Below are 13019 nucleotides of genomic sequence, written 5' to 3'. Positions count from 1 at the left end.
GACAGGAGGGGCGTGACATGGACGGCAAGATGCTGGCCCGGTTGGGCGCGATCATATTCGTCGCCATCGCCATCACCGCCACGGTGATCGAGATGACCCGCAAGGACGAGCCGGCGCGCGGCAGGCCCGCGCCGGAGCTACAGCGTCCTGCCGATCCGTTGCGTCAGAGCCTGCGCGATTGTCAGCGTCTTGGCGAGGCTGCCGCGAGCGATCCCGATTGCCTCGCCACCTGGGCCGAGAACCGCGATCGGTTTCTCGGCCGGACGCCGGTGCCCGCCGCCCCGCATCAGAACGGGGGGCAGTGAACCATGGGCGGCACCGGCGTCATCGACAATTTCCTCGGCGTATTCACGTCCTACATCGACAGCGGGTTCGGCCTTCTTGGCGGCGAGGTCGGCTTCATCGCCACCACGCTGATCGTCATCGACGTGACGCTCGCCGCGCTGTTCTGGAGCTGGGGCGCCGATGACGACATCATGGCCCGCTTGGTCAAGAAAACCCTCTTCGTCGGCGCGTTCGCCTACATCATTTCCAACTGGAACAACCTGGCGAAGATCGTCTTCGAGAGCTTCGCCGGTCTCGGCCTGAAAGCCTCCGGCACCAGCTTTTCCGCCGCCGACCTGATGCGTCCCGGCAAGGTGGCGCAGACCGGCCTCGACGCCGGCCGTCCGCTGCTCGACTCTATTTCCGACTTAATGGGCTACTGGTCGTTTTTCGAGAATTTCATCCAGATTGCCTGCCTACTGTTCGCCTGGGCATTGGTGCTGCTCGCCTTCTTCATTCTCGCCATTCAGCTCTTCGTGACGCTGATCGAATTCAAACTGACCACGCTTGCCGGCTTCGTGCTGATCCCCTTCGGCCTGTTCGGGAAGACCGCCTTCATGGCCGAGCGAGTGCTTGGCAATGTCGTCTCGTCCGGCATCAAGGTTCTGGTCCTCGCGGTTATCATCGGAATCGGCTCGACGCTGTTTTCGCAGTTCACCGCGGGCTTCGGCGGCGCGACGCCGACCATCGACGACGCCATGGCGATCGTCCTTGCCGCGCTTTCGTTGCTCGGTCTCGGCATCTTCGGCCCCGGCATTGCTTCCGGTCTCGTCTCGGGCGGCCCGCAGCTCGGCGCTGGCGCTGCCGTGGGCACCGGCCTTGCCGTAGGAGGCGCAGCCCTTGCCGCAGGCGGTGCAGCCGGTCTCGCCGTCAAGGGAGGCGCTGCCGCCATGTCCGGTGGCGCCGCGGCCGTTCGGGGTGGTGCAGCCGCCGCAGGGGGCGCAGCAGCCTCCTACAGCATGGCCTCGCTCGGCCAGTCCGGTGCGGCAGGCGTAGCATCTGGCCTCGGTGGCGTTGCCCGCGCCGCCGGCTCCGCCGCCGCATCACCGCTGAAACGCGCCGCTTCCAAAGCGTCCGAAAGCGTCAAATCCAGCTTCTCCGATGGCGCCCGCGCCGCCTTTGGCGTGACGGGCGGCTCATCCACCGCAGGCACAGTCGGAGGGGCCAGCGCATCTCCCGCAGCCGCACCTTCCCCCGCTGGCAGTCCCCCGGCCTGGGCGCAGCGGATGCAGCGATCCCAGGCCGTGAACCACGGCGCCACCATGGCCGCCCACGCCGTGCGCTCCGGCGACAGCCACGGCGGCGGCTCCTCCATCAACCTTTCCGAAAGTGACCGATCATGAGCCTCTTCAAACGACCGGCAACCCATTACGGCAAATCGCCGGAACCCGAGACGCCCTATCAGAAGGCCGCGCAGGCATGGGACGAGCGCATCGGCTCGGCCCGCGTGCAGGCAAAAAACTGGCGGCTCATGGCCTTCGGCTCGCTGATCCTGTCTGCTGGCTTCGCGTCCGCCCTCGTCTGGCAATCGGCACGCGGGACCGTGGTGCCGTGGGTTGTGCAAGTGGACAATCTCGGTCAGGCGCAAACCGTAGCACCCGCGACGGTCGACTATCGGCCTACCGATCCGCAGATCGCGTTCCATCTTGGCCGCTTCATCGAGCAGGTCCGCGCGATCCCGGCCGATGCGATCATTGTCCGTCAGAACTGGCTCAGAGCTTATGAGTGGACCACGGATCGCGGCGCGGCGGCCTTGAACGACTATGCCCGCAGCAACGACCCGTTCACCAAGGTTGGCCGGCAACAGGTCGCCGTTGAGGTGTCCAGCGTCATCCGCGCATCGAACGACAGCTTCCGCGTCGCCTGGACCGAGAGGCATTATGAGAACGGCCAGCTTTCCACCACCGAGCGCTGGACCGCGATCCTCACCATCGTGATCCAGACGCCGCGCGACGCTGAACGGCTGCGCGCCAATCCGCTCGGCATCTACATCAATGCAATCTCGTGGTCGCGGGAGATGAGCCAATGACCCCCACGACATTCCACACAGCCGCGTTTCCGGCTTTCCGTAAACCCGCTTTCGCGGCTTTGCTGCTGTCGGCGACCATGCTCGCTGGCTGCGCCACGAACCGCACCCCGCAGTTCAGCTATGATGCCGATGTGCCGTCGCTGCCTGTCGTGCAGGCCACCGTCACCGATGACCGGCCCCGGCCTTTGCACACGCCGCCCGCATGGACCGTCGCGCGCGGCGGAACCGCTGCCGGAACGCCGGCGGGCCGTGTCGAGAACGCCAATGCTGCCGCCCGCGTCGAGCCGCGCCGCGAGGGTTACTATAACGCCATCCAGATTTATCCGTGGAGCGAAGGCGCGCTCTATCAGGTCTATGCCGCGCCGGGACAGATCACGACCATTGCGCTCGAACCCGGCGAGAGCCTGACCGGCGCGGGACCGATTGCGGCAGGCGACACCGCGCGCTGGATCATCGGCGATACGGAGAGCGGATCGGGCACGACACGTCGCGTCCATATCCTCGTCAAGCCGACGCGGCCGGACATCGCGACAAACCTCGTCGTGACGACAGACCGGCGCACCTACATGATCGAGCTACGCGCCCGTGAGGCCCTCTATATGCCGTCCGTCGCCTGGGCCTATCCGGCACAACCGGCAGGCCAACGCCAGACCGTTCCGGCAGCACCGATCATCCCGGCCGAGGCGGCGCGCAACTATCGCTATGGCCTGACCGGAGACAGTCCGCCGTGGCGGCCCATTTCCATCTTCGACGATGGCCGCCGCGTCTATGTCGTCTTCCCACGCGGCATCGTGCAGGGCGAGATGCCGCCGATCTTCGTCATCGGCTCCAATGGCGAGACCCAGATCGTCAACAGCCGCATCCACCAGAATATCCTGATCGTGGACCGCCTGTTCGGAGCAGCCGAACTGCGCCTTGGCAGCGGTGATCGTCAGCAGACGGTCAGGATCGTCCGCATCGAGCAACGGCAGGCTGCACAGCCGGCAAAGGCGACCGGAGAATCCCCGTCATGACCGAAGACACCATCCCTGTAGAAGCCGCAGCGGACACCACCGCACCAATGCGGCTGCGTGCCGAACCGCCGCGAGTCACCCGCCTGTCGCGCAAGATGCTGGCCGGTGTCGGAGCCGTCGCGCTGTTCGGGATCGGCGGGGCGCTGATCTATGCGCTTCAGACCCGTGACATGAGCGGCAGCGGCGAAGAACTTTACTCGACCGAGAACCGCCCCACGGCGGACGGACTGTCCGGCCTGCCGCGTGACTATACCGGCCCCGTCCTTGGACCGGCCTTGCCCGGCGATCTCGGCGGCCCGATCCTCGACGCGCAGAACCGGGGCCAACCCGTCACGCCGCCCGCAATGGCGTCGCCCGCCCGCGATCCTGCCGAAGAACGCCGTCTTGCCGAAGAGGAAGCCGCACGTCTCAGCACGGTTTTCTTCCAGTCCGGGCAGAGAACAACTACAGCAGCCGCTTCCAATATGCCGGGCCTGGCCGGTCTTGGCGTTGGCGGTCAGCCCGCAACTCAGGACAGGCACACCACCTTCCTCAATGGTCCGGTGGACCGGCAGACTGTCGCTCTCGACCGCATCATGGCTCCCGCATCGCCCTACATCCTTCAGGCTGGGGCCGTGATCCCGGCAGCCATGATAACCGGCATTCGTTCGGACCTTCCCGGCCAGATCACCGCGCAGGTGACAGAGAACGTCTATGACAGCCCGACCGGCGCTCTCCTCTTGATCCCGCAGGGAACGCGCATCATCGGCCAATATGATGCCGGCGTGCAGTTCGGCCAGCGCCGCGTGCTGCTTGTCTGGAACCGCCTGATCCTGCCCAATGGCCGCTCCATCGTGCTGGAGCGCCAACCGGGCGCAGACGCCTCCGGTTATGCCGGGCTTGAGGATGGCGTCGATTATCACTGGTGGGATCTGATGAAAGCGGCGGGGCTGTCCACCTTGCTCGGCATCGGCACTGAACTGGCGACCGACGACGAGGACCGGCTGATCCGGGCTATCCGCGACGGGGCGCAGGACACCATCAATCAGGCCGGACAGCAGATCGTCCAGCGACAGTTGCAGGTCGCGCCGACGCTGACCATCCGGCCGGGCTTCCCGGTCAGGGTCATTGTGACGCGAGATTTAGTCCTCGAACCCTACAGGAATTGACTATGGCGAAGCTCAAACTCGGCCCGCTGGCCGACGATAAGCCGGTGAAGGTGATGGTGGAACTGCCCGCTCAGCTCCATCGTGACCTCATCGACTATGGCGCTCTGTTGGCCGATGGCGGCGCGCCCATCGAGCCTGCCAGACTGATCGTGCCGATGCTGGAGCGATTCATCGCCACGGATCGCGGTTTCGCGAAGGCACGGCGGCAGCCCTCCTGATCCATTGTGGGGGTGCCGCCAGCACATAGGCGCGAATGCGGCACGCTACACACCGCCGATTCCCCTCCATGCTTCGCCTAATTCCGGGGCCATACCGCCCCCGAATCCATTAGCGAAGCACGGAGGATACCATGTGCGCAGAGCGCCGCCGCGCCCAACGAGGCCGCCCAAGACAACCGGCCCCCGGAACGCTCCCCGACGACCTCTACCACGACGATCTCTATGACTATGGCCGAGATCCCGCGCCGCGCATTAGCCCCTCGCGCGGCAGTCCAGCTCATGTCTTCGACGTGGAGAAGCTGCCCGTCATTGATGACTGGCCCGACGAAGTGCCGATCACCGAGGCTGAGATTCAGGTGTTCGAGCGTTGGTTCGCCGATGTTTTCGACGAGATGTTCGGTTCTCTCGATCTACCAGAAGGCTTGAAATTATTATCTCGTGATGATAAGGATAAGCCCTGATTTGTAGCATCGGAATATGCCATGACGACGCTGAAAGTTGGGATCGCCGACCCCGAGGAAATGAAGGCTCGCACGATGCGGATCGCGCGAGGCGAGGAAAAACCTGCGCCCGGCGAACCGACCGTCTGGTTCGCCTCCACGGAGTCGTTCGCCCGGCTTCTCTCTGCGGGCAATCGCGAATTGCTCCGCGTCATCCAAGAGCAAGAACCCGGCTCACTAGAGGAACTGGCGCAGATCACTGGCCGCGCGACACCGAATGTCTCGCGCACACTCAAGAAGATGGAGAGCTTCGGCCTTGTCCGTATGGAGAAGGGCAAGGGTCTCAAGCTGGTGCCCAAGGTCGTTCATGACCGGGTGGAACTGGTGCTGCCCCTGATCGAACGCCCCAGGAAAGGAACCCGCAAATGAACGCACAATCCCCCAACGTCGCCCTGCGGGCTGCCCTCTACCTGCGTGTCTCGACTGCCCGGCAGGCCGAGCATGACGTGTCGATCCCCGACCAGCGCAAGCAGGGCGAAGCTTGGTGCGCGGCGCGCGGCTATCAGCTTGTCGAAATTTTCGTGGAGCCGGGCAACACGGCGACCAACGACCGCCGCCCGGAGTTCCAGCGGATGATCGAGGCGGGCACGTCGAAGCCCGCGCCCTTCGATGTGGTGCTGGTTCACAGCTTCTCGCGCTTTTTCCGCGACGCGTTCGACATGGAATATTACTATCGCAAGCTCGCCAAGAATGATGTCCGGCTGATTTCCATCACGCAGGAGCTGGGGGATGATCCGATCCATGACATGATGCGGCGGATCATGTCCCTGTTCGACGAATACCAGTCCAAGGAAAACGGCAAGCACGTCACGCGCGCCCTGAAGGAGAATGCGCGGCAGGGCTTCTGGAACGGCGCGTTGCCGCCGATCGGCTACCGGATCGCAGCCGCCGAACAGCGTGGGGCCAAGACCAAGAAGAAGCTGGAAATCGATCCGCTGCACGCCGGCACGATCCGCCTGATCTATCGGCTCGCTCTGGAAGGTCAGGGCGATAGCGGCCAGATGGGCGTCAAGGCCATCGTGAAGCATTTGAACGCCAAGGGCATCTTTACCCGCGACGGCGGGCGTTGGGGGATCGGTCAGGTCCATCGCGTCCTGACCCGCCGCACCTATATAGGCGAACATGAGTGGGGAAAGCGTAGCAAGCATAACGACCCGCGCGCCCCCAGCGAAGTCGTCATTGTCCCCGTGCCGGCCATCATCGAACGGGAGACCTTCGACGCCGTTCAGTCTCTTTTGCAGGCTCGCAACCCCAAGACCGAACTGCCCGCCCGCGTGGTGATCGGGCCGACCCTGCTGACCGGCATCTGCTATTGCGGCAACTGCGGCGGAGCCATGACCATCCGCACCGGCAAGAGCGGCCGCTATCGCTATTATGCCTGCTCGATCAAGGCGCGGCAGGGCGAGACTGGCTGCAAGGGCCGTGCGATCCCCATGGACAAGCTCGATACGATGGTGGCCAGCCATATCGAGGAACGCTTGCTCGATCCCGACCGACTGGAGAAACTGCTTGGCAGCATCCTCGGCCGTCGCGAGGATCAGGCCGAGCGCCGACGCGAACACATCGCCTCTTTGCAGCGTCAGGCCGCCGAATCAGAATCGCGCCTCAAGCGGCTCTATGACGCCATCGAGGCGGGTGTTGCCGATCTGGACGACCCGGCGCTCAAGGAGCGTATTGCCGGCCTCAAGGTTCTCCGCGATCAGGCCAGGGTTGACGCCGACCGCGCTCAAGCATTGCTCGAAAGCCCCGGCCACAGCGCGCTCAGTCCCGCAATGATCGCAGGGTTTGCGCGCCGCGCGCGGGAGCGCATTCGCGGCCACGAGGGCGGTTATCGGCGCGATCACCTGCGCGCTTTGGCACAGCGCGTCGAGGTCGCTGACGATGCAATTCGCATCATGGGATCGAAAACGGAGCTGCTGAAGACGCTTATTGCGGGCCAAGGGCGGCAATCGGCGGCGATTGGCGTGCCCAGAAGCGGTCTGAAATGGCGGAGAAGGTGGGATTCGAACCCACGGAACCCGTGAAGGCTCAACGGTTTTCGAGACCGCCCCGTTCGACCACTCCGGCACTTCTCCGCATTTTTCGGTGTGGTGGGGGCGCATGTAGCGGGCGGGGGGTTGAAGCGCAAGGGGGTTTTCGGTGAAAAGCTCTTGTTAATATCAGGGAACACCGATGCGCCATGTTCAGGCCGCTCTGCTTGCCTCTGTGATGATCCTGCTGCCGGCGGGATTTGTCACCGCTCAGCTCATGCCTTCGCCGCCCGTCCTTGCGCCCCAGCCGGGGCTGGGTTCCGAGCTTGCCGAACGGGTCTTTGCGGCGGGACTTGGTGAACGCCGGGCGGCGGTTATTGCGGCGGAAGCTTCGGAATTCGCCGACCGGATGGCGGTGATCTATCTGGACGGCAAAACCGGCACTGACTGGCGCAATGTGGTGTCGCGGATCCATGATCCCAGCCGGGTTGCCGGGCTGCTGCTTGGGGCGCTCGAATCGCGGATGACGCCTCTGGTGCTGTCGGATCCGCGGTTTGAGCCGGTCTTGCGTGCAACCGGGGTCAGCTCGGCTGGCGACGGTTTCGGGCTGGAGCTTGCGGCGCGGGCAGAATTGACCCGGCCAGACGCTTTGCAGGCGGCTCTGCGCCGGGTTCAGGTCGCGGAGGTGGCGCAATCTCCGGTGCTGGAGGCAGTTCGAAAGCTGATCACGGATACTGATCCGGTACCAATGCAACTCGTGGCGCGGATGAATCGCGAGCTTGCTTTCGCACGCGGTTTCGACGCGGCAGGCGGGTTCGGCTTTCCGACCAGTCTCGACGATGTTGCCGGGGACCTCATCCTGAAACTGCCCGAACTGACGGCAGAGGAAGAGATGAGGGCCGAAATCACGGCATTTTCGGCATTCGCGCCGCTTGGGGTCGCCACGATCGGCAAAATCTCCCATACACGGCAGGCTTTGGACGCGCGGGCTTTGCAGGCCCTTTTGCAGCAGGCCGAGGCGGATGTTCTGGAACAACTCGCCGATGAAAGCGGACGCGCAGCCGCACAGAGACTGGAAGGGACATCGCTGTGAATAATCAGGAAATCATGCTTGCAGGGCCTCTGGCAACGCCCGAAATGCTGGACGCGCTGATGCTGGACGGCATTGCCGAAACGGTTCCGGGCGCGATGAGCGGCGGCGCAGAGGCGGGAATCGGGGGTGAATGGCCGCGATATCTCGGCGGAAGCGGTGCGATCCGGGCAATCCGGGCAAAGCGGACTGCCGCAGCGACACGATATCTTCGAATCATGGGGCTGTCTCCTGTGAATGTGGATGGGGCCGAGATCTGGGGCTTCGGTCAGGGCGGCGGTGCCGACTGGGCCGACGGGAATGCCGCGCTGATGGCGCAGGTGGCGCGGGAGGTTCTGTCCCGGCCCGAAGATGTGCCGGAGGAACAGATCGCATCCCGGCTCAGCCGTATTGCCGAAATCGTCTCGGTCAGAATGCGGGTTGCGGACGAGCCCGAACCGACCGCATGGCTACCCAAGCCGGATCGCGACCGGGTGCAGGAAATTTCGCGGCGAGAGGCCTATGGGCGCTATTTCTCGATCGAGGAAATCTCGTTGCGGCACCGGCTGCATGATGGCCGGTGGTCGCCGGTTCTGGATCGCGAGGTTTTCATCTCGGCGGATGCGGCGCTGCTTTTGCCTTATGATCCGGTGCGCGACCGGGTGCTGCTGATCAGCCAGTTCCGCATGGGACCGCTGGCACGCGGACAGGCGCAATGCTGGATGCTTGAGCCGGTGGCAGGGCGGATCGATGCCGGGGAAACAGCCGAGGCCTCGGCGCTGCGTGAGGCCGCAGAAGAGGCCGGGTTACAGATCGGCCAGGTTCACGCGCTGCCGGGCTATTATCCGACGCCCGGTGCGCATAGCGAATTCTTCTATCCTTTCGTCGGCATTGCCGATCTGCCTGACACGATTGAGGGACATGGTTTCGGGCTGGACGATGAGGGCGAGGATATCTCGACCCATCTCATGTCGCGGCAGGAACTGGTCCGGCTGGCGTTGGGGGGGCAATTGCAATGCGGTCCCCTGATCCTGATGACGCTCTGGCTGGACCGGAATGCCGACCGGATCAGGGCTGAACTGGCAGGATCGTGACTGCCACGGCCTGATTTCCGTGCCCGAAGCCTTGCCGCCAAGCGCCACGCTGATATTGATCGGGGCGGACGTGACAGGAAAGGCCAGCAGATGAACATCCGTTCGGATCTTGCCGCCGCAATCGGCGACACCCCCCTTATTCGCCTGCGTGGCGCCTCGGAAGCGACCGGATGCGAGATTCTGGGCAAGGCAGAGTTCATGAATCCGGGCCAGTCGGTCAAGGATCGCGCGGCGCTCTATATCATCAGGGATGCGGTAGAGCGCGGGGCGCTGAAGCCCGGCGGCACGATTGTCGAAGGCACGGCAGGCAATACCGGGATCGGTCTGGCGCTTGTCGGTGCCTCGATGGGGTTTCGTTCGGTGATCGTCATCCCCGAAACCCAGAGCCAGGAGAAAAAGGACATGATCCGGCTGGCCGGGGCCGAGCTGGTACAGGTTCCCGCCGTCCCTTACCGCAACCCGAACAACTATGTCCGCTATTCCGAGCGTCTGGCGAAGGCTTTGGCCCAGACAGAAAAGAACGGCGCGATCTGGGCCAACCAGTTCGACAATGTCGCCAATCGCCGCGCACATGAGGAAACCACCGGGCCAGAGATCTGGGCACAGACCGATGGCAAGGTGAGCGGCTTCATCTGCGCCGTCGGCTCGGGCGGGACGCTGGCCGGTGTCGCAAGCGCATTGCAGCCGAAGGGGGTCCGGATCGGACTTGCCGACCCTGAGGGCGCGGCGCTGCATTCCTTCTATACGACGGGCGAATTCGAAAGCCCCGGCAGCTCGATCACCGAGGGGATCGGTCAGGGGCGCATCACGGCCAATCTGGAAGGGTTCACACCCGATTACAGCTATCGCGTGCCGGATTCCGAGGCGCTTGGGGTGCTGTTCGACCTTGCTCAGCATGAGGGGCTTGTCCTTGGCGGCTCCTCGGGGATCAATATCGCCGGTGCGATACGCATGGCCAAAGAGATGGGGCCGGGCAATACCATCGTCACCGTGCTGTGCGATTCCGGTAATCGCTATCAGACCAAACTCTACAACCCGGAATTTCTGCGCCAGAAAGGGCTTCCCGTCCCGGAATGGATGGAGGCCGAGCCGCAGGATATTCCTGAAGTCTTTGAAGAATGACCCTGATCCTGAACATATTTCGCGCTGCTTTCGTCGCGCTGCTTCTGCTTGTTTCCCAGCTTTCCGCTCAGGAAGCCAATCAGATAGATTATCCGTCCTGGGAAAGCTTCGCCTCTCAGGCAGAAACCGCGCTTGAGGACGAGTCGACCGCCCCCAGCAGGCTGGAATCGATCCGGGAAAATGCAACACAGTGGCGTCAGCAATTCGAGCAGGCGCAGAACACGAATGCCTCCCGGATTCAGACAGTCAGGGATCAGATCGCGTCATTGGGCCCGGTCCCTGCCGAAGGTGAATCAGAGTCCGAGGACGTTGCCCAACGCCGTCAGGAACTGAACGAACAGCTTTCGCAGCTTCAGGCACCCGGCATTACCGCAACCGAGGCTTACAGCCGTGCGGAATCGATCATCCAGCAGGCCGCCGAAATCGAGCGTGAGCGGAATGCTCAGGAGCTGATGGCCGAAACGCCGTCGCCTCTGCTTCCGTCAAGCTGGCTGGCGGCGGGCAGGGATATTCTTGCGATTATCTCGGGTGTCGTGACCGATGCGCGTGAGAACTGGCGGAATGCAAGCGGAATCAGTGAGCCGGGTCGTCTCATGCTGTTCCTCTTCGGCGTTGCTGCGCTTGTCTATGGGCGGCATCTTGTGGACCGGTTGCCCTCGCGGATCGGCGAACGCGCCGAGGGCGATATGCGGGCGGTCATCGCCTTTATCGTGTCGCTTGCACAGTTCATGGTGCCGACAATCGGGATCTTTCTGATTGCAAACGCCATCGCCTCGACCGGGCTGGCAGGCGAATGGATTCTGCCGTTCCTGCTTGGTTGGCCCTTCGCCGGGCTGGTGTTCTTTGTCGGACGCTGGCTGATCAGAACGCTGTTCGCCGCCGAGCCGGTCGCCTATGCGACGCTGATCATGCCACAGACAAGCCGGCGGATGGCGCGTCTTTACGGCACCGGGCTGATCGTCGTTTTCGGCCTGCATGTCTGGCTGTCGAATGCCGCGCTGCCGCTTTCGGGCTTCGTGCGCCGGGATCATGCGCCGCCGATGATCCCTTACGATGTCAGCGATGCGGGCGCAGGTGTCATCCATTTCTTCCTGCTGGTGATCGGGGCGTTCTTCCTGTTCCAGCTTGCCAATATTCTGCGCCGGATGAAGAAATTCTACGGCACGGACTCGCCGCCCTATCGCGCGATCATCCTGTCCTATGTTGGGCGTTTTCTGCGTCTGGTCGTGCTGGTATCGATTTTGGCAGCGATGCTGGGATATGTGAATGGCGCAAATGCTCTGTTCTGGCCCTCGGTCAAAAGCCTCGGGCTGATCGGTCTTCTGATCCTGCTTCAGGACTTCATGGCCGACAGCTACTCGCTGCTGAGCAAGAGCAAGGAAGGCGCACGCGATTCCCTTGTACCGGTTCTGATCGGGCTGGCACTTGTCGTCATATCCATCCCGTTCTTCGCCCTGATCTGGGGAGCCTCGCTGACCGATCTGGCCGAGGCATGGACACAGATCAGGCAGGGCTTCTCGGTCGGAGGGATCACCCTGTCACCGGGGGCGATCGTCACTTTCCTGGTGGTATTCGCCCTGGGCTATATGGTGACCAAATGGATGCAGGGCATTTTCCGCGCCACCATCCTGCCGCGCACCAGACTTGATAAGGGCGCGCAGGCGGCGACGGTTTCGGGGCTTGGATATGTCGGGGTTTTTCTTGCGGCGCTCTTCGCGATCACCTCGGCCGGGATCGACCTGTCCAGCATCGCGCTTGTGGCCGGTGCGCTGTCTGTCGGGATCGGCTTCGGCCTTCAGACCATTGTGCAGAATTTCGTATCCGGCATCATCCTTTTGATCGAACGCCCGATCAGCGTCGGAGACTGGGTCGAGGCGGGCGGTCAGCAGGGTGTCGTTCAGAACGTCTCGGTCCGCTCCACGCGGATCAAGACGTTCGATCAGACCGATGTGATCGTACCGAACAGCGACCTGATAAGCCAGTCGGTCACCAACTGGACCCGAGGCAATTCGCGCGGTCGTATTATCATTTCCGTCGGTGTGGCCTATGGAACCGATACGCGCAAGGTTGAACGCATCCTGATGGAGATCGCCGAGGACCAGCCCACCGTGTTGTTCGATCCCCCGCCTGCCGTGCTGTTTCAGGGCTTCGGCGCGGATAGTCTCGATTTCGAGATCCGGGCCATCCTCTCAGATATCAATGGCGGGTTAGGCGTGTCGTCCGAGATTCGGCACCAGATCGCCAAACGCTTCGCCGATGAGGGGATCGAGATTCCCTTCGCGCAGCGCGATGTCTGGCTGCGCAATCCCGAATCCCTGCGCCCCGATGCCCGCAATGAAGATGCGGCGAAACCTGCCGAACCCGAAGAGCCGCGTGAGCAAGCAAGCGTTGCCGCGCCCGACAAGCGCACCATTGCCGAATTTCCAAGCGACGGTGACGGCGGTGCCGATGGTGACGGCGATTACTGATCGTCAAACTCGCCTCTGATCGCCGGATCCGGGTCTGATGCTGCAATCTGATATCGGTCGGATA

At 63.4% G+C, this 13019-nt stretch carries 13 protein-coding genes and 1 tRNA gene; 13 read left to right on the top strand and 1 reads right to left on the bottom strand.

From position 1 onward, the window contains the following. The first annotated feature begins 17 nt into the window (after positions 1-17). The 9 genes from trbK-alt to PAE61_RS09135 all read left to right on the top strand — a co-directional run bounded on the left by trbK-alt (position 18) and on the right by PAE61_RS09135 (position 7256). On the top strand, positions 18-305 hold the full coding sequence (gene trbK-alt / locus PAE61_RS09175; RefSeq protein ID WP_271115001.1) for a putative entry exclusion protein TrbK-alt: 288 nt from the start codon (positions 18-20) through the stop codon (positions 303-305). Between the two features lie 3 nt (positions 306-308). Continuing rightward, positions 309-1667, top strand: a complete 1359-nt coding sequence (trbL, locus tag PAE61_RS09170; protein ID WP_271115000.1) for a P-type conjugative transfer protein TrbL — start codon at positions 309-311, stop codon at positions 1665-1667. After that, positions 1664-2353, top strand: coding sequence for a conjugal transfer protein TrbF (gene trbF / locus PAE61_RS09165; RefSeq protein ID WP_113667563.1), 690 nt, complete (start codon positions 1664-1666; stop codon positions 2351-2353). The genes trbL and trbF overlap by 4 nt, the downstream gene beginning before the upstream one ends. Further along, positions 2350-3366 (top strand): P-type conjugative transfer protein TrbG, encoded by a 1017-nt coding sequence (gene trbG, locus PAE61_RS09160; protein WP_113667562.1) that lies wholly within the window; start codon positions 2350-2352, stop codon positions 3364-3366. The genes trbF and trbG overlap by 4 nt, the downstream gene beginning before the upstream one ends. Continuing rightward, the gene (locus PAE61_RS09155; RefSeq protein ID WP_271114999.1) at positions 3363-4514 is read left to right on the top strand and encodes a TraB/TrbI/VirB10 family type IV secretion system protein; all 1152 of its coding nucleotides are present in this window, start codon (positions 3363-3365) and stop codon (positions 4512-4514) included. Before trbG ends, PAE61_RS09155 begins: the two co-directional genes overlap by 4 nt. A gap of 2 nt (positions 4515-4516) precedes the next feature. Continuing rightward, complete coding sequence (locus PAE61_RS09150) at positions 4517-4732, top strand: DUF2274 domain-containing protein (protein WP_113667560.1); 216 nt, start codon at positions 4517-4519, stop codon at positions 4730-4732. Between the two features lie 131 nt (positions 4733-4863). Then, entirely contained in the window at positions 4864-5193 is a 330-nt protein-coding gene (locus PAE61_RS09145; RefSeq protein ID WP_130120002.1) for a hypothetical protein, read from the top strand. Positions 5194-5214: 21 nt separating this feature from the next. Next, positions 5215-5601, top strand: coding sequence for an HVO_A0114 family putative DNA-binding protein (locus PAE61_RS09140; protein WP_113667559.1), 387 nt, complete (start codon positions 5215-5217; stop codon positions 5599-5601). Continuing rightward, complete coding sequence (locus PAE61_RS09135) at positions 5598-7256, top strand: recombinase family protein (protein WP_271114998.1); 1659 nt, start codon at positions 5598-5600, stop codon at positions 7254-7256. Before PAE61_RS09140 ends, PAE61_RS09135 begins: the two co-directional genes overlap by 4 nt. Here the strand turns inward: PAE61_RS09135 and PAE61_RS09130 are convergent. Further along, positions 7218-7307 (bottom strand) — tRNA-Ser (locus PAE61_RS09130). The two genes, PAE61_RS09135 and PAE61_RS09130, sit on opposite strands and share 39 nt — an antisense overlap. 97 nt (positions 7308-7404) lie before the next feature. Between PAE61_RS09130 and PAE61_RS09125 the strand changes: the two genes are divergently transcribed. From PAE61_RS09125 to PAE61_RS09110, 4 genes are all read left to right on the top strand, one after another. Continuing rightward, entirely contained in the window at positions 7405-8295 is an 891-nt protein-coding gene (locus tag PAE61_RS09125) for a hypothetical protein (RefSeq protein ID WP_271114997.1), read from the top strand. Then, on the top strand, positions 8292-9365 hold the full coding sequence (locus tag PAE61_RS09120; protein WP_271114996.1) for an NUDIX domain-containing protein: 1074 nt from the start codon (positions 8292-8294) through the stop codon (positions 9363-9365). Before PAE61_RS09125 ends, PAE61_RS09120 begins: the two co-directional genes overlap by 4 nt. Positions 9366-9455: 90 nt before the next feature. Continuing rightward, positions 9456-10487, top strand: coding sequence for a cysteine synthase A (locus PAE61_RS09115; RefSeq protein WP_271114995.1), 1032 nt, complete (start codon positions 9456-9458; stop codon positions 10485-10487). Then, a complete protein-coding gene (locus PAE61_RS09110) occupies positions 10484-12955 on the top strand; it encodes a DUF3772 domain-containing protein (RefSeq protein WP_271114994.1) in 2472 nt (823 codons plus the stop codon). The genes PAE61_RS09115 and PAE61_RS09110 overlap by 4 nt, the downstream gene beginning before the upstream one ends. Positions 12956-13019 lie beyond the last annotated feature (64 nt).

It is taken from the genome of Paracoccus aerodenitrificans (assembly GCF_027913215.1).
Classification (GTDB): Bacteria; Pseudomonadota; Alphaproteobacteria; order Rhodobacterales; family Rhodobacteraceae; genus Paracoccus; species Paracoccus aerodenitrificans.
This window is presented reverse-complemented; position numbering and strand designations above follow the sequence as displayed.